Below are 21,385 nucleotides of genomic sequence, written 5' to 3' on the forward strand. Positions count from 1 at the left end.
CCTCTCGGCGTCGGATCGGTGCCCTCGCAGTTGCCGCGGCTGTCGCGTCGAGCATGATGACGGCGCTGCTGGCCGTACCTGCTTCCGCTGCACCGGCGATCACTCAGGAGATCGGCGACGTCGTCTCGACGCGCGATCTCGACCGCGATCTCTGGATTCCCGGCGCGGCCTCGGCCGAGGTGCTCACCTACGTCACCACCGACACCTTCGGGGAGAAGGCGCTGAGCACCGGCACCGTCTTCCATCCGCCGGGCACTGCGCCGGAGGGTGGCTGGCCGGTGATCTCGTGGGCCCACGGCACCTCCGGGCTCGGCGACTCCTGTGCGCCGTCGCTGATCGGTCCGTCCTACGCCGAGCGGGATCTGCCGTACCTGGCGAACTGGCTCGCGCAGGGCTACGCCATCGTCGCCAGTGACTATGCCGGCCTCGGAACGCCCGGATTGCCGACCTATCTCGACGGTCGAACCACGGCTCACAACGTGGTCGACATGGTGAAGGCGGGCCGCAACCACAGCGAGGACCTCTCACGATCCTGGGTGGCCGTAGGCCAATCGCAGGGCGGTGGCGCAGCGATCTACACCGCTCGATACGCGACCGAATTCGGCGGCCCCGATCTCGACTACCGCGGGGCGGTCGGTACCGGAACTCCCGCGTACATCGAGAAGTTGGTCTCGATCGGTGGACCCGGCGTTCCGCCGGTGGAACTGCCGTCGGGCCTGACCGCCTACGTCGCGTACATCGGCGCGTCGCTGCGCTACGCGCATCCCGAGCTCGGGCTGGACGACATCCTGACCCCGCTCGGGAAGAAGTACGCAGACCTGGCCGAGACGACGTGCGTATCGGACTTCGAGGCACAACTCGACGGTGTGACGATCGGAGACTTCTTCACCGCGCCACTGACCGGTCTGCCGAACTTCACCGCCGTGCTCGACGAGTACATGGCGATGCCCGAGACCGGTTTCGACAAGCCCTTCTTCATGGGCAACGGCCTGCAGGACATCGACGTTCCGTTTCCGACGACTGCGGCCTACGTCGCACGTCTGACGGCCAACGGTCAGCCGGTGACGTTCAGGGCCTACAACACCGACCACAGTGGGGCCTTCGTCCAGTCGCAGGCCGATACGATTCCGTTCGTCACCAACCTGTTCCGCTAGTTCACCGGCCGCTTGCTGGGCAGTCCGTAGGCACGGGCCGTGAACAGTTCGAGCACTGTGCGCGGCAGCAATCGTTGGGCGAAGAACACCGCCGGAGCATTGCTGCCGACCGCGTAGATGGGCAGCGTCTTCTTGTCCTCGACGGCTCGGAGGACGGTGAGGGCCACGGTCTCGGCCGTGATCCCCTCGGCCTCCTTGGCGTCGAGTTGCGAGATCACCGTGGTGAAGTCGCGAAGGTACGGCGAATGCGGGCCGCAGTACTTGGTGCGGCGGGCCGAGAGCCCGGTGGCGATGGAGCCGGGTTCGACTGTGGTGATGTCGATTCCGTAGGGCTTGAGCTCGTAGCGTGCGGCCGTGGCGAACCCCTTGATGGCCGCCTTGGTGGCGGCGTACGACGAACGGTAGGCCAGCGGAAAACTTGCGAGCATCGACCCGATGTTGACGATCTTTCCGCTGCCACGATCGCGCATGCCCGGCAGTACGGCCTGGGTCAACTCGATCGCTCCGAAGACGTTGAGCTGGAAGAGACGGGTGATCGCCTCGATGGGCAGCTCTTCGAGTGGACCGCACTGGCTTTCGCCTGCATTGTTGATCAGCACGTCCACCGTGGTGTCGGCGAGGCCGTCCGCGAACGCTCGGATCGAGGCCGGGTCCGTCAGATCCAGATCGCGATAGTCGACACCGGGTATGGGGTCGACCACGGAGGAGCTGTTGCGGCTTGTTCCGATGACGCGGTAGCCGCGAGCGATCAGCACCTCGGTGACGGCCTCGCCGATACCGGACGTCGCTCCGGTGACAATTGCAGTGTTCATCTACGCCTCTTGGTTGCTGTGCGCGTGGGCCTCGGCTTCGTCGCAACGGGTTCTGGGCATGTGCTCGTCCGATAAGCAGTGGTCGGCACCTTGGTGTACAGGGACGGCACCGAGGTGCCCGACGTCATGACCGTGCGGTCCGGTCGCACGATCGCGGCGACAGCGTGCCCGCTGCGCAGCCAGACTCCCAGATCGGACGATGCCGCCACCTCGACGACGACGGCCCCCCGACGTTCGATCTCTCGACGGTGCCCGCTGGCCAAGGGCGTCGACGAGACGAACATGAACTTCCCCGGTGCGAGGCGGTCCACACGCATTCCGTTGTCCAACGGGCTGTTGGGACAGAGCTTTCCGGCCAGCGTGCGGACCGGCACGGGCGAACGCAGAACGTACTGCGATCGAGCGAGTGCCGGTGTGGTGCTGGCGGTGACCTTGGCTCCGACGAACGGCAGGTAGCCGAGAGCAGGTGCGATGTTCGTGCGCAGGATGCCGGTGAGCCGGCTGCCGCCGGTCATGGCCCGTCCGATCGCCACTGCCAATTCGATCATCTGCTTGGCGTGGGTCCTTCGCTCGGTCTCGTAACTGTCGAGCGAGGTCTCCTGCAGATGCCCGTCGAGCACGCCGACGAGTTTCCAGATCAGGTTCCGCGCATCTCGCAGCCCTGCGCCCATCCCTTGCCCGATGAACGGCGGCGTCAAGTGTGCGGCATCGCCGAGCAGAAAGACCCGGCGATCGCGCCACCGGTCGACGACCTGTGCCCGAAAGGTGTACTCGGCGCAGCGAATCAGCTCCATGTCGGGATCGTCCACAGCTCCGAGCCACGGCGCGATCAGGGGACGGATCGACGCCAAGTCCGTGTAGGCGTCCATGGTCTCGTCGTCGCGTAGTCGAAACTCCCAGCGATAGCGGCTGGTGCCGATGCGCATGTACGTCGCCGAGCGCTCCGAGTCACACACTTGGTGCACGCCGTCCCACTGGTCGAGCTCCGCATCGGTGGCGATGTCGACCACGAGCCATCGCTGTGCAAACCCGAGGTCCTGCATCTTCGACCCGATGGATGCCCGCACGATGCTGTTCGCCCCGTCGCAGCCGAGGACGTAGTCGGCGGTCACCCAGTGCGGGGTTCCGTCCTCGGTCGAGTCGTATCGGACCCGAACCGAGTCCCTCAGGTTCTGCACGTCGGTGATCTCGCAGTTGCCGCGCATCTCCACGCAGTCGAATCGCGCAATGTGGGTGCGCATCAGACGTTCGAGATCGGGTTGATCGAACATGTTGGCCTGTGGGTAGCCGTGTGGTCGATCGTCGGGATCTCGCTCGAACTCGGCAAGCGTGCGAATGGTGTTGTCGCACAATCTCAGTCCTCGACCGGGGCGGGAGATGGCGGCGAAGTCCTCGGCCAGACCCAGATCGCCGAGGATGCGGTACACCTCGTCGTCGAGGTGCACGGCGCGCGGCTGAGGGTAGACGTCCTCCCACCTGTCCAGCACGAGGCAGCGCACGCCGTATCGACCCAGCAGCAATGCAGCGGTCATCCCCGTCGGACCGGCACCGACGATCACCACCAGAAAGTGAGTGCCGTCGGACTCGGTACCGGTCATCGGTAGGAGACCCGGGTGCGCTGGACACCCAGATCGAGGGCTCCGTCGGGAGTCGAGCAGGTCAGTTCGAGGACGTCGCCGTCTTTGAGGAACGCGGGATTCTTGGCCTGCTTCTTGAAGAAGACCTTCCACTTGACCGACGGCGGAACCAACGATCCGATCATTTCGATCGGCTTGGCGGGGGCCTTCAACGCCGTACCGCCGGGAGTGCCGGTGAGCAGCAGATCACCCGCGTCGAGGCGCTGGAACTTGCTCAGCGCCTTCAGTGATTCGACCGGACGGTAGATCATATCGGCGACCGTACTGTCCTGCCGCACAGAGCCGTTGACCCGCAGCGTCAATGCGAGTTCACCGAACCGGTCGAACTCACCGGCCTCCAGAAGGACCAGGCGCGGTCCGACCGGAGTGAAGGTGGGATACGACTTGCCCTCGTAGAACTGAGTTTTCGGCAGCTGAACATCGCGGGCCGAGACGTCGTTGGTGATCACGAGCCCGGCGACGTAGTCCGCCACGTTGGAGGCGTCGACCTTGGTTCCGACGGTGAGCGTCTTGCCGAACACCAGGCCGATCTCGATCTCGTAGTCGAGCAGCTTCACGTGCGGCGGCTTGATCACGTCGTCGGTGGGTCCGCTGATGGAACCGGAGGTCTTGCGGAAGAACGTCAGCGGAACCGTCTCGGGGTTCATCCCCGAGTCCTTGACGTGGGAGACGTAGTTGGTCATGTTCGCCATGACGCGGCAGGGTGCCGTCACCGGCGAGATCAACGACAGTGTCTCCGCAGCAACGACATCGGTAGCGTTGCGCGCGGACTCGATGGCCGCCCGATCGGCGAGTAGCTCGGCGGTGGTGACCGCGGAGGTGTCGATGCGGGATGCGCCGGCGGGGGTTTCGACCCACCAGGCGTCGGCGGTGCGGAGTACAGCGATGCTCATGAGGATGCCACTTTCATCAGGCCGCGAAGGCGTTCGGTGTCGAATTCGTTGTCGTTGCGTAGCGAGGAGAGGATCGACTTCAGCTCGTGCAATGACGCTCTGCTTGGGGCGATTCCGAGAAAGTCCTTCGACGCAGGCGGTCCCCACTGGGCCAGGCCGGATGCCGTCATCGGGGCCCAGCCGGGTTCGAGGGAGTTGTCGAACATGTCGCCGTCGCTGAAATGTTCCACCAGGAAGCCGTCGGGATCACGCCAGTAGTCGAAGATCTGGCTGCCCTGGATATGCCTGCCGATACCCCACGAATGTCGGTACCCGCGTTGGGTCAGGTACTCGCCGCCCGCGGCGATGGCGTCGAGATCCGACACCTGGTACGCGGAATGCACGTATCGGTTGGATGGGCCGAGAGTCATTGCGAGAGTGTGATGATCGGACGGAGTGTTGCCACGGTCGCAGCGGATGAAGCTCATCACCGGACCACGATCACGCTGGCCGTCGTAGTAGAGGAAGTCGCTGACGATCAGGCCGAGGTGGTGCAGGTACCAGTCGAGATTCTCGAGATAGCCGGTGCGCTGGAGCACTACATGCCCCAGACGCTGGACTCGGGCGGGTTGACGCGGTGGCCGCTGCGTCGCGTTCAGTCGGTGACGCGGGTCGCCGAAGTTGTAGGTGTGCGCTTGCTGGCCCGGTAGTTCGGGATGCTCGGTGTACCCGGACACCACCTGGACCGGCTGCCCGCCAGGGTCGGTGAGAGTGACCGCTATGCCTCCGAGTGTGTCGGGTAGACGCTGCACCCGCTGCCCGGTGGCGTCGGCCAGTGTCACGAGGTCCGCGTCGTCGGCCGCGGCGAAAGCGGCACCGACGAAGCGTGTTCGCTTACCCCGCCGGATGATCACACACGGTGCGCCGACCTGTGTGCCGCGTAGGTGGATCTCGTCCGGCGTGCGCAGCGAGACGGTGAAACCGAAGGCAACGGCGAAAGCCTCTGCCTTGATCAGGTCCGGCTTGCGAAATTCCAGCCAGGCGATGTCTCGAACCTTGATGATCGGATCTTTCGCGCGACCGGGGTGCTCGCCGGGGAGTGCGCCTTGGTCCACGTGCATGTCCTTGTGGCCGTCGACGTCGTGTCCCATGAAGCCCTCCCTCGTTGGTGACACTATCGTCACCTATGACTGCATCATCAGTCAAGGGTGTTGACAAATTCGTCAGCGGTGAGGAAGAGTCAAAGCGTCGTCCAGTGGAGAATCGAGTAGGGACCATGACCCAAACCCCCAATCGACTCGAGCGTCGCAAAGCCCAGACGCGTGGTGCGTTGATTTCCGCCGCGCAGGGCTTCATTGCCAGCGGGGAACTGAACGTGCCGATTGCGGAGATCACCAAGGCCGCGGATGTGGGCATGGGTTCCTTCTACAACCACTTCGAGAGTCGGGACCAGCTGTTCCAGGCTGCAGTAGACGGTGCCCTGGAGTTGCTGGGCATGTATCTCGATTCGCTGACCGATGTCGATGCCGATCCGGCCGATGCGTTCACTCGATCGTTTCGGATCTCCGGCCGCCTCTTCCGTCTGCAACCGGAACTGAGCCGGGTGCTCATTCACTCCGGCCCCGAACTGATCACCTCGCAGCACGGTCTGGGCCCCCGAGCGGTGAGAGACATCGGAGCCGGAGTGGACGCAGGGTACTTCCGGGTACCGGACATCCAGCTGTCCCTGGCGCTCGTGGCAGGCGCGCTCCTCGGCTTGGGTCAACTACTGCTCGAGCAGCCGGATCGTGACGACGCGCAGGCCGTCGACGCGATGGCATACAGCGTGCTGCTTGCGCTGGGGGTCCCCGACGACGATGCCCAGGATCTGTGCGCACGACCTCTGCCCCCGATGAGTGACGTACCCAGCGTGGACGGGGAGCGCGAGTAGCCCAGGCCGGAAAGAGTCAGTGGGCGTGTGTCTTCTCCAGATCACGGATGATGCCCGCGACTCGACGGTCCCGGACGAGCCTGCGTTCCAGAACCGGATTGAGAACTCCGCGGAACCAGAAGTACGGCGTCCATACGGCAGGCGCGACGAGCCGTGCCCGACGCGTATGCACCGCCCGGACCAGCAATTCCGCGGCGCGTTGGGAGGGCAATCGCCTGTTCAGTGGCCATGGGAGGAATCCGCCGATTCGCCGGCCCATCGGATCGTTGTCGAGAGTGTGGCGTGCGAGGTCGGTATCCACCACACCGAAGTAGGCAAGACCGGCCGATGCTCCGACGGCGGCGAGTTCGATCCTCAGGGCGCGACCGAGCTGTTCGACCGCCGCTTTGCTCACCATGTACGCGGACCCGCCCATGCCGGGAGTGAAGGCGGCACAGGATGATACGAGCAGAATGTGACCCCCGCTCGCCACGATCTCGTCGGCTGCGGCCCGCACGATGTTGAGCACACCGCCGAAGTTCACGGCCATCACCGAGTCGAAGACCGCGCGGTCGATCGACCGAATCGTGGCGGGCGGCGGTGTGATGCCGGCGTTGGCGATCACGATGTCGAGACCGCCGAACGTTCTCACCGTCGCGGCGACGCAGTCTGTCATCGCATCGGGATCGGTGACGTCACCGGTGAGCCGCAGGATTCGTCCGGAACTCGCGGCGTCCGTCGCGAAATCCCTGTCCACCACTGCCACGGAGGCTCCCGCGGACACCAGTTCCGCGACCGTCGCGGCTCCGATTCCACGCGCTCCACCGGTCACCAACGCCACTTTCCCGGCCAGTTCCATACGGTTCTTCATGCGAGGTCCTTCGTCGTGACGAGCTGGGTATCGGGTGGGAAATCCGCACTGCGCCAGTGGTAATGGTCGAGATCGATCGTGGCCATACGCTGGGTGAAGTTACGCACCGAACCGGGCCAGTACGTCACGTTCCGGCCCGACGGGCTCAGGTAGTAGCTGCTGCACCCGCCGGAGTTCCACACCGAACCCGCGAGCGTGCGGTCGGTGTGTTCGGCGAATGCCGACTGCGCACGCATGCTCACCTCTAGCGCGGTGATCGCGTGGGAGTCCATGGCGCGCAACGCCGCGAGAATGTAGTTCACCTGCGCCTCGATGGTGACCACCTGCGAGGTGTACACCACCGAATTGGGGCCGAGCAGCATGAAGAAGTTCGGGAAGCCGTGCACCGTGGTACCCCGGTACGACGACATTTCACCGTCGGGCCATTTGTCTGCCAACGACTTTCCATCGCGGCCGACGATGCGTCGGAAGCCTGAATGGCCGGCAACGGTGAAGCCGGTGCCGAGGACGATGGCATCGACCTCGTGCAGCGTCCCGTCGGTGGTGACGATGCCCTCGGGCACGATCCGAGCGATGCCGGTGGTCTCGACGGTGACGTTCTCTCGGCACAGTGCGGGATAGAACTTGTTCGAGAACGTGGGTCGCTTGCAGCCGAATTCGTAACCGGGCGTGAGTTTATTGCGAAGAACAGGATCCTTCACCTGGCGACGCAGGTGGGCACGCCCCATGGCCGTGAGCGGTGCCAGCAACGAGTGATGGCTGATGAGTCCGGGGACCAACGCTTCCTGGAACAGATCGAACACGCGGCGCATGGCCCGCTGGGCCCGGGGGTACTTCCTGAGCACGGATCTGCCGGATTCGGAGATCGGCCGGTCGGGGTGCGGAAGAATCCATGTCGGCGTTCGCTGGAACAGAGTCAGATGTGCGGCCTCGGGGGCCAGACGCGGAACGAACTGGACCGCAGATGCTCCGGTGCCGATGACGGCGATGCGTCGCCCCTCGGCGGAGTGCTCGTGGTCCCACTTCGCCGAGTGGAATACGGTGCCTCGGAACGATTCCAGGCCGTCGATCTCGGGCGTGGCCGGCTCACTGAACGGACCGAGGGCTCCGATGAGGATGCGCGCCGACCACGTTCCTGCACTCGTCCGCACCACCCATCGGGCCTGCTCGTCGTTCCAGGTTGCGTCCAGTACCTCGTGACCGAAGCGGATTCGATCCCGGATCCCGAACTTGTCGGTGCAGTCGTTGAGGTACGCCTCGATCTCGGGCTGCAGCGGGTACAGCCGCGTCCAGTCCGGGTTGGGCGCGAACGAGAAGGAGTACAGCGCGGACGGGATGTCGCACTGAGCACCGGGATAGGTGTTCACGTGCCACGTTCCACCGGCGGCGGCGTTGCGTTCGAAGATCAGAAAGTCGCCGCGTCCTTCCTGCTCGAGTCGGATTGCGGCACCGAGACCGCCGAAACCCGCGCCGATGATAGCGACGTCGATCTGCGGCATTACCGTGCCGGATTGTGTTGCAGTCATGAGAGTTCGAGCTCCTTCTACAGATCGAGGACGAGAACTTCGCCGTCGACGGCACCACGCGAGACGCACAGGGTCAGAGAGTTCTCGCGTTCGGAGGCATCGAGAACGCGGTCGCGGTGATCGACGCGTCCGCCGACGAGACCGACTACGCACGCTCCGCAGAAGCCCTGGCGGCAGGAATAGGGCTGGTCCGGCCTCGACCGACGGAGGGCGTCGAGAGCGGTCTCCTGGGCACCGACCTCGACGGTCTCGCCGGAACGGTCGAGCTGCAACACGAACGGCGTGCCGTCGACCACCGTTGCGGGCGCGAACAATTCGGTGTGGAATTCACGGACGGCCGTACTCGAGAGGGCCTCGGCGCGAAGCCTGCTCGACAGTGCCGCAGGCCCGCAAACGTACATCGCGGAGTTGCCCATCCCGAGATCGACGATGTCCGAAGGAACGGGAAATCCGTCTACATCGTCGGTCTTGACGATCACGTGACCACGCGAGGTCAATGCCATCTGCTGCAGCGCGGCGACGAACGGCAGACTCGCCCGAGAGCGACCGTGGTAGTACAGCGTCCACCGCGCTCCATTCTGGGCGGCGCGTTCGATCATCGCCCGGATCGGTGTGATGCCGATTCCGGCGGCCACGAAGAGGTAGTGCTCGGCCTCGGCCATCGGAAAAGCGTTGCGGGGTCCGCGAACTCGGAGGACATCGCCGCGGGTGAGGGTGTGAATCTCGGTGGACGCGGTGCCGCCGGTGATCTTGCGGACGCTGATGCGGTAGCGATCACCTGCGCCGGGAAGACCGGCGAGCGAGTACTGTCGCACCGAGCCGGACGGGGTGGTGACGTCGATGTGCGCACCGGGCAACCACGTCGGAAGCAGTGCACCGTCTTTGCGAGAGAGCAACAGTGAGCGAACGTCCTCGGCCTCGTCGATCGTGTCGTCGACGACGGTCTCGAATTCGTATCCGACGCGTCGCCGGGGCCGCGCGGGGGACAGGGCCGTCACGATCGACGAATCGGTGACGAGTTTGGCGTAGAGGCGGGACGCGGCACCGACGGCCCGCAGTCCGTTTCCCGGTGCCGTCACCGCTGCGCTGCCACGGCCGCAGGGGACACAGCCAGATACTGCACGGCCTTGTCGATGTCGCCCATCTTCGAAGGGTGGAAGCCCGGACGGATGTAGAGGGCGAGCTGTACGAACAGGAACGACAGACCGGGGATGAGGTTCTTGCGTGACGCGCGTGCGAAAGCGAGCGGCCAGGGGGTGCGCATTCGGCGCTTGCCGGTGCGCGGCGTGGCAACCGAATTCTTGTACAGGTACGCGGCGGTGGTGAACCACAGCACGGCCAATCCGGCGCTGGCGACAACTGCCGTTCGTGCTCGGCGGAATCCGCCACCGTCGACGTACTGGAACGCGTCGAATGCGACGTTGCGGTGCTCGAGCTCCTCCGCGCCGTGCCAGCGCAGCAGGTCCAGCATCGTGGGGTCGACGCCGATGCGGTCGAACTGCGTGTTGTCGAGCAGCCATTCGCCCACCACGGCAGTGAAGTGCTCTGCCGCTGCATAGATTCCGAGGCGCTCGTTCAGCCATGCTTTTCCGGCGCGGCCGCTGAGTCCGTGGTCGCCGAACACCACACCGACGGCGAAGCGAATGCGCTGCAGAATCGGTTCGATGTCCACCCCGTGCGCGACGAGGTAATTGCGGAAGCTCTCGTGGGAGGACGCGTGCGTTGCTTCCTGGCCGACGAATCCGACGACTTCCTCGTGCAGTCGCCGGTCGGCGATGAACGGCAGGGCGCGGGCGAACACATCTGCCATCGCGCGTTCCCCCTCGGGCAGGACCAGGTGCATCACGTTCCAGAAGTGCGTGGCGTACCACTCGTGGGGGATGTACTGCAGCGGAACGCCGGACCAGTCGAATGCCACCGCGCGCGCCACGATGGCGTAGGACTCGTCCGTGTAGCGCCCGTTCGAGTCGACCGTCTTGTTTCGTGACATTTCGAACCCCGTTTCTTTCCGATGTCGAATTCGATGCTACATAGCAACATAGAGTGTTGCAATGTTGCATTCAGCTCGAGTCGGTCGACCGTTAGGATCGAGCGATGCATCCTGACGGTGACGACGGCCCGATTCTCGATGCCGCCTTGGAGCTGTTCGGTGAGGTCGGAATTCCTCGGACCACCATCGGCGACGTCGCCAAGCGCGCCAGGATCAACCGGGTGACCGTCTATCGCAGGATCGGATCCAAGGACGACTTGGTCCGGGCCGTCATGGCGCGGGAGTCGTCGCGACTGTTGGTGGCGGTGACGGCTGCGGCCGCGGAGCAGACGTCACGGGCGGATCGGGCGGCGCACGGATTCGCCACGACCATCGACTCGGTGCGCACCAATCCGGTGCTGCTCACGATGTTCGATTCCGAGAGTTCGTTGGTGCTCGAGCAGTTGACCACGAATGCGTCGGCGTTGCTGGGGCCCGCGATCGACGCTGCCGCGCACATCGCAAGGGGTGAACTGCAATCCGATACGTTCGCCGTGCCCGACGCGCCGGAAATCGTTGTACGCGTTGTTCATTCGATTCTGCTGACGCCGACGGCCGCTGCTCCGCTCGATACCTACGACGATCTGCTCGCGTTCGCGCACCGCAACATCGTGCCGCTGCTCGTCAGTGGGGACCACCGTAACTGACAGTTGCATTCGAGCAGCTGCCTGCCGAACTCGAAGTTATGGATGGATTTGCGTCCGAATTCATCCATAACTTCGAGTTCGCCGGGGGCTATCGTCGTGCAGGTGGCAGGCAATACGCGGAATCCCGGGGCATCGGTGGCCTCGCGACTGTTGGCTCTGCTTGCGGCGTTCGACGAGAAGACCCCTGCGCTCACGCTGACGGAGCTGGCGGACGGTGCCGACCTGCCCCCTGCCACCGCGCATCGTCTGGTGCGTGAACTTGTCGACTGGGGCGCGCTCGTCCGCGGCGACGACGGCCGCTACGTGGTGGGGAGGCGACTGTGGAAGTTGGGCTTGCTGGCACCGGATCACGCCGATCTGCGAGAGGTCGCCTCGCCGTTTCTGCACGACATCTACGGCGCGACGCTCGCCACGGTGCACTTGGCCATTCGCGACGGCGACGAGGTGCTCTACCTCGACAGGTTGGCCGGACACGCGTCGGTGCCTGCGGTCAGCCGGGTCGGGGCTCGCCTGCCCCTGTATGCGACCGGAGTCGGCAAGGTGTTGTTGGCCTACGCCCCGCGCGAGGTGCACGATCGCGTGCTGAGGAACCTGGCCCGCATCACCCCGTACACGGTGACTCATCCGGGAACGTTGGACGGCGAACTACGTCGCGTGCACCGCGAGGGGTACGCGCAGACAGTGGAGGAAATGACGCTCGGAGCGTGTTCGGTGGCCGTGCCGGTTCGCGGCGAGGACGAGAGTGTGGTGGCTGCGCTGGGCATCGTGGTGCCGAGTATCGGTCGTGATCGAGCCAGATTGGTTGCAGCTCTGCAGGTTGCAGCCCGAGGGATCGGGCGAAGCCTGCGCGGATGACTGCAGTAGTTTCACTGAGTGGAAGTTCTGTCTTGTTCGCGGCCTCGACGCGCTGTGTACTCGATGCATGCGTACACAGGTCGCCATCATCGGTGCAGGGCCCGCGGGTCTTCTGCTCTCCCATCTGCTCGCGGAACAGGGAATCGACTCCATCCTGATCGAGTCGCGCACACAGGAGTACGTCCTCTCTCGAATCCGCGCGGGCATCCTCGAACACTCGACAGTCCAGTTGCTCGACGACCATGGCCTCGGCGAGCGGTTGCATCGCGAAGGTCACGAGCATCGCGGAATCTACCTGCAGTGGCCGGAAGAGCGGCACCACATCGACTTTCGTGACCTGGTGGATCGAAGCGTGTGGGTGTACGGGCAGACCGAGGTGACCAAGGATCTCGTGGCGGCCCGTGAGAAAGCGGGCCAACAGATCTACTACGACGTCTCCGACACCGCGTTGCACGACGTCGAGTCCGACGCCCCGTACGTCACGTTCACCGATGCCTCGGGCACCTCGATGCGGATCGATGCGAACGTGGTTGCCGGGTGCGACGGTTCCTTCGGTCCGAGCCGCGCCGCGATGCCGGATTCGGTCCGAAGTACATGGGAGCGAACGTATCCGTATTCGTGGCTGGGGGTGCTCGCGGATGTGGCACCCTCGACCGACGAGCTCATCTACGCCTGGCATCAGGATGGATTCGCGATGCACTCGATGCGATCGTCGACGGTCAGCCGGCTGTATCTGCAGGTTCCGAACGGCACCGACATCGACACGTGGTCCGACGACCGAATCTGGGATGCGTTGGCACGCAGACTCGGTCACGGTCAGGACGGTTGGGAGCTGACGCCGGGGCCGATCACCGAGAAGAGCGTACTGCCGATGCGCAGCTACGTGCAGACACCGATGCGACACGGCAATCTCTTTCTGGCCGGCGACGCCGCGCACATCGTGCCGCCGACCGGAGCGAAGGGCCTCAACCTTGCAGTGGCCGACGTGGCCCTGTTGGCACCTGCTCTGACGTCGCTGCTGGGCAAGAACGACTCTCATGCCGCCGATACCTACAGTGACGACGCCCTCCGACGCGTCTGGCGCTGCACCCACTTCTCCTGGTGGATGACCACGATGCTGCACACCGGAGACGATCCGTTCGACACGCAGTTGCAACTCTCGCAACTCAAATGGGTGGCGTCCAGCGAAGCAGGTGCCACGGGACTGGCGGAGAACTACGCGGGACTGCCCATCGGATTCTGAGCCCCGGCGGCGATCGCTCGGTTCAAGCTGCCGTTCGTTACCCTTGCGGAACAACGAGAGAACGGATCGGTGATTCACAGTGTCTGAGGTCGTCGTCTCGGCGCGTACGACCGAGGCGGTACGTGCGACCTACATCGCGTTCATCGGAGCAGGCTTCGCGTTCGCCAGTTGGGCATCGCGCATTCCGCAGGTCCGGGATCGGCTCGAGCTCACGTCGTCTCAACTCGGCATCGTACTGTTGGCCATTGCGGTCGGCTCTCTACTGGCACTGCCGTTGTCCGGGATCATCATCAATCGCTTCGGGTCTCGGCTCACGGTCACCGTGATGTCCCTCGTTCTTGCGGTCGGTCTGACGATCATCGCCAGCGGCTATCTGGTGGGTGTAGTGCCGTTGCTCATCGGACTGTTCGTGCTCGGATTCGCCAACGGTGCATGGGATGTCGCCATGAACGTGCACGGTGCGGTGGCCGAACGTCGTCTCGGACGCTCGATCATGCCGCGGTTCCACGCGGGTTTCAGCGCCGGCACTGTGGCCGGAGCCCTGATCGGCACTGCGATGGTGGCGCTGAACATCTCGGTCACGGTGCATCTCCTCGCGGTAGCGGCCGCGGTCGTCGTGGTAATTCCGTGGGGGGTTCGCAATTTCCTGAACGAATCCGAAGCAGAGCCCGCGGAGCCGGTTGCCGACTCGCCGCGCAGCAACGCTCTCGCGCGGTGGAAGGAACCGCGCACGCTGTTGATCGGTGTCGTGGCGTTGTCGTTCGCGTTCGCCGAGGGCAGTGGAAACGATTGGCTCAACGTCGCATCGATCGACGGATACGACGCATCCGCCGTTGTGGGGACCCTCGTGTTCACCACGTTTCTGGTGGCCATGACCGCCGTGCGATGGTTCGGCAACGGGCTGCTCGATCGATACGGTCGTGTCGTCGTTCTTCGCGGCCTGGCCGGAGTATCCGTCGTGGGGGTGCTGCTGTTCGTCCTGAGTCCTGTTGTGCCGCTGGCCTTCGTGGGTGCCTTTCTGTGGGGAGCGGGCGTCTCTCTCGGATTCCCGGTTGCCATGAGTGCTGCCGCCGACGAACCCGCAGCCGCAGCCGCCCGCGTGAGTGTGGTCGCCTCCATCGGATACTTCGCGTTCTTGGGAGGCCCGCCCCTCATCGGCTTCCTCGGCGGGCACGGCGACGTACTTCGGGCGTTGCTCGTCGTCGCCGCACTCCTCGCGGGCTCGTTGATCCTGATCGGAGCACTGCGACCCCTACCCGGGTCGAATTCGAGGCATTGATCGTTGCGAGGACGGGTGAGCGCGTCGAGCGAATCCTGGTTCAGGCAGCGAGCGGTCTGATTGCGTCGAACAAACAGGCGTCGGGTAGCCGTTCTACACTCCTACCGTCCATGCCGACCAGGAATGCGGGTTGACGATCGACGCGCCAACGCGAACGCCGCAGAACTCGATTCCCGCAGACACAGATCCACGGAGGCTTCGTCATGACCACATCCACCGCGTGGGACGGAGTGCATCCCACGATCGATCGGCGCCGTCAGCTGATCACCGGAGGAGTCGGTCATCTGATCGAGTACTTCGATTGGAGTGCTTACTCGTTCCTGGCGATCTACTTCGCCCACCAGTTCTTCCCCGGTGGTGAGTCCTCGCTCGTCCCCTTGCTCAGCACCTTCGCCGTCTTCGCCGTCGGCTTTCTGGCGCGGCCGGTCGGCGGGATCGTGCTGGGGAAAGTCGCGGACCGGCGCGGCCGCAAAGCTGCGCTGAGTCTGTCCGTTGCGATGATGGGAATCGGGAGCCTGATCATCGGACTCTCGCCGACCTTCTCTCAGGTCGGTGTGCTGGCACCGATCGTTCTGGTGATCGCCCGTCTCGTTCAGGGATTCTCGACCGGTGGCGAATTGGCCACGGCGAGCGCATTCTTGATGGAATCCGCCCCCGACGATCGCCGCGGGACATTCACCAGTTTCACCAATGTCACCTCCAGCGCGGGCAAGGTTCTGTGCTTGGGCATCATCACCGGCCTGGTTCACCTCGTCGGTACGGAGAACATGAGCGAGTGGGCCTGGCGCGTACCGTTTCTGATCGGTGCAGCCGGTGCGGTCGTGGCCTGGTGGATACGCCGACGGGCTCAGGAAACGCTGGCGGCGGCGACCGATTCCGGCGAGGTGGAGCGAGTGGCGCGGATGAATCGCGGGAGTTTCGCCGAGTTGTTCACCGACCACCGCGGTGCGTTCTGGAGAGCATTCGCCATCGCTGCCCTGACGGGCGCGATGTTCTACGCATGGGGCACCTTCGTCCCCACATGGGCGGTGGTGACCGCGGGTCTGGACAAGGAAAGCGCCGTGCTGATATCGACCATCGCTTTTGTCTTCTACGGGCTTCTCCAGGTCCCGCTGGGGCGACTGTCCGACCGCATCGGACGACGTCCGATGCTCCTGACCTTCGTACTCGGCAACAGTGTGCTGACCGTTCCCCTGTTCCTCCTGATCTCCTCGAATGCACTCGATACCCTGCTCGTTCAGTGCGCAGGTCTCGCGCTGACCGCGATTGTCATGTCGATCAGCGGTGCCATGGTCGGTGAGATGTTTCCCAGTCACGTCCGGGTGCTTGCGACCGGCACGGCAATGTCGTTCGCAACAGCGATCTTCGGTGGCACGGTCCCGCTGATCGGAACCTGGCTGCACAGTGCCGGGGCAACCGAGCTCTTTCCGGTCTACCTCGTAGTCCTCAACGTCGTCGGGGCGATCGTGTTGTGGCGAATTCCCGAAACGGCCCACGCACGACTTCTTCCCTGACATCACGTGCGACACGGAGTCGACCGAACGACCATCGGTGCCGGCCGGAATGCGTCGGCTGTGACGGCCGTCGCACTAAGCTGCAGTCATGCGCATCGACGAGTATCGGAAGTACGACGGTCTCGGCCTGGCCGAGTTGGTTGCCAATCGTGAGGTGACACCGCGCGACTTGCTCGACTGTGCACTGGGACAGGTCAAGTCGATCGATCCGCGGCTCAATTCGGTGGTGCGGGTGATGTCGAAGCAGGCAGACGAGCAGCTGACGCGGCCGCTGCAGGGACCCTTCGCCGGTGTGCCGTTCCTGATCAAGGATCTCTCGCAGGATTATGCAGGCCTGCCCACATCGAGTGGATCGCGTTCGTTGACGGATCTGGCGATGCCGGAGCACTCCACGGTGGTGCAGCGCTGGCTCGATGCAGGCCTGGTGATTTTCGGCAAGACCAACACCCCGGAATTCGGGGCGAAGGGAATCACCGAACCTGCTGTGCACGGTGCGACTCGAAACCCGTGGGATCGCAGCAGGACTCCCGGTGGCTCGTCGGGTGGGTCGGCCGCAGCGGTCGCGTCCGGCATCGTTCCCGTGGCCGGAGCCAACGACGGCGGTGGATCCATTCGGATTCCGGCGGCGTGCTGCGGACTGGTCGGGCTCAAGCCGGGACGCGGACTGGTGCCGTCGGGACCGACCTTCGGTGAGCCGATGCACGGGGCAGCGGTGCAGGGCGTCGTGTCGCGATCGGTGCGCGATACCGCAGCGATGCTCGACGTGCTGGCGGGCGGCGAGGCGTCGTCCGGCTACTTGCCCGCGCGTCCGGACGGAACGTTCCTGTCTCGAGTGGACAAGGATCCGAAGCCGTTGCGCATCGGCATGTATGCCGTGACATCGGTCAATCCGTCGCCCCACCCGCAGGCCGTCGCAGCGATGGAATCGGCGGCGAAGACGCTGACCGACCTCGGCCACACCGTCGAACTTCTCGACGCCCCGCCGTACGACGACAAGAGCCTCAATCGCGAATTCCTGTTGGCCTGGTTCACTTACCTGGCGTGGGAGATGGACGAGGTCAAACGCAGAACTGGCTGCGGCGACGACGCGTTCGAGCGTGACACCCGAATCATGGCGGCTCTGGGCAGAGCTGCCAGTGGCATCGACTATCTCGACGCGGTGGAAGGTCGCCACGTACACGTTCGGGCGCTGGCGACGTACTTCGAGACGTACGATCTGCTGCTGACGCCCACCCTGGCCGAGCTACCGCCGAAGATCGGCGCGTTCGACCTCGCGAAGCCGCTGCAAATGGCGTCGGACTTGTTGTTGCGCAGTAGAACTGCCGGCTTGCTTCGGCACACCGGCATCGTCGATCAGATGATCGACGACAACATCTCGTGGATTCCGTACACCCAGTTGGCCAACGTCACCGGCCGTCCCGCGCTCTCTCTGCCCGTCCACTGGACCCCCGACGGACTACCGATGGGCGCGCACTTCACCGCGCCGCTCGGTGGCGAGGCGCTGCTCGTCCAACTGGCCGGCCAGATCGAACGTGCAGCGCCCTGGGTGGATCGCTACGACACTCTCGACTAGCGGGTCGCTCCCAGTTGAACCTTGCCCAGAATTCCCGACGGCCGTTGCCGCACATGGCCGTCGACGATGTCGACGACTCCGCCGGCCCATTCGGGATCCGTGTCGGCGGCAGCCTGGGGATCGGCGTGGGCGTCGGTGCCCTCCTCGGCCACCACGGTGATGGAACGCTGCAGGGCCTCTCGGACGCTCATCGGCGTCGTATCGGGCTCGGCGAACACCTCCGTTGCGGCGTTGCCTCGACGCACCACCATGTCGTGAGTGAGGCTGTCCACCAACGAGATCACCGTGCCCGGAGGCATGCCGGTGATGGTTGCGACGGCGCGGCCCACCAATCCGGTCGGCAACAGCGGAACCGGGATCTGGGCGCGGCGCAGGCCAGCAACGCTGCCGTATGCCTGCAACAGTTCCGGATAGCTCATCGTCTCGGTGCCGCCGATGTCGAACGAACCCGGACGCGCGGTGTCGCCGAGAGCACGAGCGATGATGGCGACCACATCGACGACGGCGATGGGCTGCACCTGCCTGCGCATCCACGTCGGGATGGGCGTGAGCGGCAGACGCTCGGTCATCCGTCGCACCAGCTCGAACGAGGTCGATCCCGAGCCGAGGATGATCGCCGCCCGCAGCACGGTGGCGTCGACGGAGCTGTCGAGGAACGTCTCCTCGACCTGCAGGCGAGAGCGCAGATGATCGGACAGCGGGGTTCCGTCGTCGGGGATGAGGCCGGAGAGGTAGACGATCCGGCGCAGGCCGTTGCGCTCCGCGGCGGCGGCCATCGACTGCGCGGCGTGTCGATCCTTCTCGACGAAGTCGCCTTCGTCCATCGAATGCACCAGGTAGACGACGGCGTCCACATTCTCGGTCGCAGTGTCGAAGGTCTCGTGATCGTCGAGGTCGAAGTGCACCGCGGTGACGTGAGCGCCCCAGGCGAAGCGTGACTTCTTGCTCGGATCGCGCATGGCGGCGTGCACGTCGTGACCCTGTTCGAGGAGGACCGGGATCAGCCGAGACCCTATGTATCCGGTTGCGCCGGTGACCAGCACTCGCATGTAATTCTCGTTTCTGTAGACATGAGGCCATACCCCGTCGGAGCAGTCTCACTCCCCGGCGTCGGAGGCAGATGACACACTGTCGGGGTGAGTGCGCGTATCAGGAACAACGTGAGGGTCGTCGGGGCAGTCGACGGGCCCGTGGTGATGCTGGCTCACGGGTTCGGGTGTGACCAGACGCTGTGGCGTTCGGTGACCGATATCCTGGCTCCGGTTTTCAGGGTCGTGCTGTTCGATCACGTCGGGTCCGGCGCGTCGGACCCCTCTGCGTGGGATGCCGACAAGTACGCGCCGCTGGAGGCCTACGTCGACGACATCGTCGATATTGTCCGGGAACTCGATCTTCACGATGTGACGTTCGTGGGTCACTCGGTGGCGTCGATGATGGGTGTTCTCGCGGTCCAGGCGGCCCCCGAGCGGTTCGACAAGCTCTTTCTCCTGACACCGTCCCCTCGGTACATCGACGACGGTGACTACCGCGGTGGGTTCAGCCGTGAGGACATCGACGAGCTGCTCGAGTCGTTGGACAGCAATTACCTGGGCTGGTCCGCATCGATGGCACCGATCGTGGTGAATGCGCCGGACCGCCCCGATCTCGAGAACATGTGGACAGCGAGCTTCTGCCGAACCGATCCCGAGTGCGCACGGGTGTTCGCCCGCACCACCTTCCTGTCCGACAATCGCGCTGATCTGGCCGGGGTTGCCCTGCCCACGATGATCGTCGACTGTGCGCGGGATTCGCTGGCACCGCCTCAGGTCGGCAGATACGTTCACGAACACATCGCCGGCAGCGCCCTGAAGACCCTCGACGCCAGCGGGCACTGCCCGCACGTCACCGAACCCGAGCAGACCGCCGAGGCGATTGCGGCCTTCGTGAGATCGTCGTGATCAACGACCTCGACATCGAGGACCTGTACGAGAACGCACCCTGCGGCTATCTGTCGGTTCGTCCGGACATGCGGATCGTGAGACTCAACTCGACGCTGGCGAACTGGCTCGGCTTCGACGTCGACGCCTTGATCGGGACCGACTTCACCCACCTTCTCACCGCCGGTGGCCGGATCCACTACGAGACCCATTTCGGTCCGATTCTGCGCATGTCAGGACAGCTCGACGGCATCGCGCTCGATTTCGTGACGTCGGATCGTCGTCGGTTGCCGGTGTTCATGACCGCGAACGTCAAGACCGACGGGTCCGGCACACCGGTGCTGATTCGCATCACCGCGCTCGACGCCAGGGACCGGCGCACCTACGAACGCGAGTTGCTCGAGTCACGAACGCGAGCGGAGCTGCTGGCGAAGACACTGCAGCGGTCGTTGCTGCCGCCTGCGCTGCTGCCGCCGTCGGGAATGACCGCAGCCGCGCACTATCACGCGGCATCGAGCGACGAGGTGGGTGGAGATTTCTACGATCTGTTCCCGCTGTCGGACGACCGCTGGGGATTCTTCCTCGGCGACGTCTGCGGCAAGGGTGCGTCGGCCGCAGCGGTGACGTCGTTGACGCGGTACACCCTGCGCGCGGCCGCGGTGTACGACCACGACCCGGTCGCTGTTCTGCACAATCTGGATTCGGTCCTGCGGCAGGAGTTCCGCGAGAACGACGCGCAGTTCTGCACAGCGGTGTTCGGCGTGCTCAGTCGTTCGGCCGAGGGATTCGAGGTGTGCATGGCCAGCGGCGGTCATCCGCCTCCGCTGGTGATGCGCGCCGACGGCAGCGCGCACTACGTCCATATGGCGGGTGGGCAACTCGTCGGAATCCTGCGTCATGCGCGGTTCGTGCCTGCCACCGTGACGTTGAGCGCAGGTGACACCCTGCTGCTCTACACCGACGGCCTCACCGAGGCACGGGTGAGCACAGGTCGATACGACGACGAGGGTGCGCTGCTGGAGTTCGCGACCGCCCATGCCCCGGCGGCACCGGCGGGCATCGTCGAGGATCTACGGGTCCTGCTGAACAGCTTCGGCGACGGATTGGCCGACGACGCAGCGGTGATGGCGCTGGGAGTGTCGTCAGTCGAGAGCGGCGAGGGCTGACGCCAGATCTGCGTGCAGCGCGAATTCCTGATCGAGGCCCATCAGTTTGATCGGGCGGCTGGTGGTCGGCCCATCGGCGACGACCGAGAAGGCGACGGTGTCCCCGTGGTCCTTCTGCGTCGTTGCCAGCACGGTCATGGCAGCCGAGGCCAAGAACGAGACCTTGCTCAGGTCGACGATCAGTGCAGTAGGCGTGGTGGCGATCTGTGCGTCGATTGCGCTCGACAATGCGGGGGCCGTGGTGACGTCGAGTTCACCGGCGACCGCGACGACGGCCGCGCGGCCGTCGTTGCTGGACTGGATGGAAAATCCGGCGGTGTTCGTATCGGCTGGCATGTGTGCTCCTGAATCGTTACCCGCCGCGCTCGTCGACGGGGCATGC

20 protein-coding genes are annotated in these 21,385 nt (G+C 64.8%); 10 read left to right on the forward strand and 10 right to left on the reverse strand.

Going from position 1 to position 21,385, the window contains the following annotated elements:
* Positions 1–53 precede the first annotated feature (53 nt).
* A complete protein-coding gene (locus AABD04_RS01645) occupies positions 54–1,154 on the forward strand; it encodes a lipase family protein (RefSeq protein ID WP_341442928.1) in 1,101 nt (366 codons plus the stop codon).
* Here AABD04_RS01645 and AABD04_RS01650 read toward each other — a convergent pair.
* From AABD04_RS01650 to AABD04_RS01665, 4 genes are read right to left on the reverse strand one after another with little or no spacing between them, the layout of a single operon-like run.
* Complete coding sequence (locus AABD04_RS01650; RefSeq protein WP_341439988.1) at positions 1,151–1,966, reverse strand: SDR family oxidoreductase; 816 nt, start codon at positions 1,964–1,966, stop codon at positions 1,151–1,153. The genes AABD04_RS01645 and AABD04_RS01650 overlap by 4 nt on opposite strands.
* Positions 1,963–3,564, reverse strand: coding sequence for a bifunctional 3-(3-hydroxy-phenyl)propionate/3-hydroxycinnamic acid hydroxylase MhpA (gene mhpA / locus AABD04_RS01655; RefSeq protein WP_341439989.1), 1,602 nt, complete (start codon positions 3,562–3,564; stop codon positions 1,963–1,965). The genes AABD04_RS01650 and mhpA overlap by 4 nt, the downstream gene beginning before the upstream one ends.
* Positions 3,561–4,496 carry a fumarylacetoacetate hydrolase family protein gene (locus AABD04_RS01660; RefSeq protein WP_341439990.1) on the reverse strand — a complete coding sequence of 312 codons (936 nt, stop codon included), beginning with the start codon at positions 4,494–4,496 and terminating at the stop codon, positions 3,561–3,563. Before AABD04_RS01660 ends, mhpA begins: the two co-directional genes overlap by 4 nt.
* Positions 4,493–5,626 (reverse strand): VOC family protein, encoded by a 1,134-nt coding sequence (locus AABD04_RS01665; RefSeq protein ID WP_335740121.1) that lies wholly within the window; start codon positions 5,624–5,626, stop codon positions 4,493–4,495. The genes AABD04_RS01660 and AABD04_RS01665 overlap by 4 nt, the downstream gene beginning before the upstream one ends.
* A 125-nt stretch (positions 5,627–5,751) precedes the next feature.
* Between AABD04_RS01665 and AABD04_RS01670 the strand changes: the two genes are divergently transcribed.
* Positions 5,752–6,405: a TetR/AcrR family transcriptional regulator gene (locus tag AABD04_RS01670; protein ID WP_341439991.1), complete on the forward strand. Its 654-nt coding sequence runs from the start codon at positions 5,752–5,754 to the stop codon at positions 6,403–6,405.
* A 16-nt stretch (positions 6,406–6,421) separates the two neighbouring features.
* Here AABD04_RS01670 and AABD04_RS01675 read toward each other — a convergent pair whose 3' ends face one another.
* Genes AABD04_RS01675 through AABD04_RS01690 form a run of 4 tightly spaced genes read right to left on the reverse strand, consistent with a single transcriptional unit; the run spans position 6,422 to position 10,771 of the window.
* Positions 6,422–7,255: an SDR family NAD(P)-dependent oxidoreductase gene (locus tag AABD04_RS01675; protein WP_341439992.1), complete on the reverse strand. Its 834-nt coding sequence runs from the start codon at positions 7,253–7,255 to the stop codon at positions 6,422–6,424.
* A complete protein-coding gene (locus tag AABD04_RS01680) occupies positions 7,252–8,781 on the reverse strand; it encodes a flavin-containing monooxygenase (RefSeq protein WP_341439993.1) in 1,530 nt (509 codons plus the stop codon). Before AABD04_RS01680 ends, AABD04_RS01675 begins: the two co-directional genes overlap by 4 nt.
* 17 nt (positions 8,782–8,798) lie before the next feature.
* Positions 8,799–9,860, reverse strand: coding sequence for a PDR/VanB family oxidoreductase (locus tag AABD04_RS01685; protein WP_341439994.1), 1,062 nt, complete (start codon positions 9,858–9,860; stop codon positions 8,799–8,801).
* Positions 9,857–10,771 (reverse strand): metal-dependent hydrolase, encoded by a 915-nt coding sequence (locus AABD04_RS01690; protein WP_341439995.1) that lies wholly within the window; start codon positions 10,769–10,771, stop codon positions 9,857–9,859. The genes AABD04_RS01685 and AABD04_RS01690 overlap by 4 nt, the downstream gene beginning before the upstream one ends.
* Before the next feature lie 104 nt (positions 10,772–10,875).
* Between AABD04_RS01690 and AABD04_RS01695 the strand changes: the two genes are divergently transcribed.
* The 6 genes from AABD04_RS01695 to AABD04_RS01720 all read left to right on the forward strand — a co-directional run bounded on the left by AABD04_RS01695 (position 10,876) and on the right by AABD04_RS01720 (position 17,921).
* Positions 10,876–11,457, forward strand: a complete 582-nt coding sequence (locus AABD04_RS01695) for a TetR/AcrR family transcriptional regulator (RefSeq protein WP_341439996.1) — start codon at positions 10,876–10,878, stop codon at positions 11,455–11,457.
* A gap of 102 nt (positions 11,458–11,559) precedes the next feature.
* Positions 11,560–12,312: an IclR family transcriptional regulator gene (locus tag AABD04_RS01700; RefSeq protein WP_341439997.1), complete on the forward strand. Its 753-nt coding sequence runs from the start codon at positions 11,560–11,562 to the stop codon at positions 12,310–12,312.
* Between the two features lie 67 nt (positions 12,313–12,379).
* Entirely contained in the window at positions 12,380–13,555 is a 1,176-nt protein-coding gene (locus AABD04_RS01705) for a 4-hydroxybenzoate 3-monooxygenase (protein ID WP_341439998.1), read from the forward strand.
* Between the two features lie 79 nt (positions 13,556–13,634).
* The gene (locus AABD04_RS01710; protein ID WP_341439999.1) at positions 13,635–14,834 is read left to right on the forward strand and encodes an MFS transporter; all 1,200 of its coding nucleotides are present in this window, start codon (positions 13,635–13,637) and stop codon (positions 14,832–14,834) included.
* 203 nt (positions 14,835–15,037) lie between these two features.
* A complete protein-coding gene (locus tag AABD04_RS01715; protein ID WP_341440000.1) occupies positions 15,038–16,348 on the forward strand; it encodes an MFS transporter in 1,311 nt (436 codons plus the stop codon).
* A gap of 88 nt (positions 16,349–16,436) precedes the next feature.
* Positions 16,437–17,921 (forward strand): amidase, encoded by a 1,485-nt coding sequence (locus tag AABD04_RS01720; RefSeq protein ID WP_341440001.1) that lies wholly within the window; start codon positions 16,437–16,439, stop codon positions 17,919–17,921.
* Here AABD04_RS01720 and AABD04_RS01725 read toward each other — a convergent pair.
* Positions 17,918–18,970: an NAD(P)H-binding protein gene (locus AABD04_RS01725; protein ID WP_341440002.1), complete on the reverse strand. Its 1,053-nt coding sequence runs from the start codon at positions 18,968–18,970 to the stop codon at positions 17,918–17,920. The two genes, AABD04_RS01720 and AABD04_RS01725, sit on opposite strands and share 4 nt — an antisense overlap.
* A gap of 87 nt (positions 18,971–19,057) precedes the next feature.
* Between AABD04_RS01725 and AABD04_RS01730 the strand changes: the two genes are divergently transcribed.
* Positions 19,058–19,858 (forward strand): alpha/beta fold hydrolase, encoded by an 801-nt coding sequence (locus AABD04_RS01730; protein ID WP_341440003.1) that lies wholly within the window; start codon positions 19,058–19,060, stop codon positions 19,856–19,858.
* Positions 19,858–21,003, forward strand: coding sequence for a PP2C family protein-serine/threonine phosphatase (locus AABD04_RS01735; protein ID WP_423228198.1), 1,146 nt, complete (start codon positions 19,858–19,860; stop codon positions 21,001–21,003). The genes AABD04_RS01730 and AABD04_RS01735 overlap by 1 nt, the downstream gene beginning before the upstream one ends.
* Here AABD04_RS01735 and AABD04_RS01740 read toward each other — a convergent pair.
* On the reverse strand, positions 20,980–21,339 hold the full coding sequence (locus tag AABD04_RS01740) for an STAS domain-containing protein (RefSeq protein ID WP_341440005.1): 360 nt from the start codon (positions 21,337–21,339) through the stop codon (positions 20,980–20,982). The genes AABD04_RS01735 and AABD04_RS01740 overlap by 24 nt on opposite strands.
* Positions 21,340–21,385: the final 46 nt, after the last annotated feature.

The organism is Rhodococcoides navarretei, assembly GCF_038069675.1.
In the GTDB taxonomy this organism is placed as follows: domain Bacteria; phylum Actinomycetota; class Actinomycetes; order Mycobacteriales; family Mycobacteriaceae; genus Rhodococcoides; species Rhodococcoides navarretei.

Excerpts from the sequence above, each read along its gene's own strand:
- AABD04_RS01645 (WP_341442928.1), top strand. The coding sequence starts at position 54 with ATGATGACGGCGCTGCTGGCCGTACCTGCTTCCGCTGCACCGGCGATC.
- AABD04_RS01725 (WP_341440002.1), bottom strand. The coding sequence starts at position 18,970 with ATGCGAGTGCTGGTCACCGGCGCAACCGGATACATAGGGTCTCGGCTG.
- AABD04_RS01690 (WP_341439995.1), bottom strand. The coding sequence starts at position 10,771 with ATGTCACGAAACAAGACGGTCGACTCGAACGGGCGCTACACGGACGAG.
- AABD04_RS01715 (WP_341440000.1), top strand. The coding sequence starts at position 15,038 with ATGACCACATCCACCGCGTGGGACGGAGTGCATCCCACGATCGATCGG.
- AABD04_RS01680 (WP_341439993.1), bottom strand. The coding sequence starts at position 8,781 with ATGACTGCAACACAATCCGGCACGGTAATGCCGCAGATCGACGTCGCT.
- AABD04_RS01675 (WP_341439992.1), bottom strand. The coding sequence starts at position 7,255 with ATGAAGAACCGTATGGAACTGGCCGGGAAAGTGGCGTTGGTGACCGGT.
- AABD04_RS01695 (WP_341439996.1), top strand. The coding sequence starts at position 10,876 with ATGCATCCTGACGGTGACGACGGCCCGATTCTCGATGCCGCCTTGGAG.
- AABD04_RS01665 (WP_335740121.1), bottom strand. The coding sequence starts at position 5,626 with ATGGGACACGACGTCGACGGCCACAAGGACATGCACGTGGACCAAGGC.
- AABD04_RS01670 (WP_341439991.1), top strand. The coding sequence starts at position 5,752 with ATGACCCAAACCCCCAATCGACTCGAGCGTCGCAAAGCCCAGACGCGT.
- AABD04_RS01660 (WP_341439990.1), bottom strand. The coding sequence starts at position 4,496 with ATGAGCATCGCTGTACTCCGCACCGCCGACGCCTGGTGGGTCGAAACC.
- AABD04_RS01720 (WP_341440001.1), top strand. The coding sequence starts at position 16,437 with ATGCGCATCGACGAGTATCGGAAGTACGACGGTCTCGGCCTGGCCGAG.
- AABD04_RS01740 (WP_341440005.1), bottom strand. The coding sequence starts at position 21,339 with ATGCCAGCCGATACGAACACCGCCGGATTTTCCATCCAGTCCAGCAAC.
- AABD04_RS01705 (WP_341439998.1), top strand. The coding sequence starts at position 12,380 with ATGCGTACACAGGTCGCCATCATCGGTGCAGGGCCCGCGGGTCTTCTG.
- mhpA (WP_341439989.1), bottom strand. The coding sequence starts at position 3,564 with ATGACCGGTACCGAGTCCGACGGCACTCACTTTCTGGTGGTGATCGTC.
- AABD04_RS01650 (WP_341439988.1), bottom strand. The coding sequence starts at position 1,966 with ATGAACACTGCAATTGTCACCGGAGCGACGTCCGGTATCGGCGAGGCC.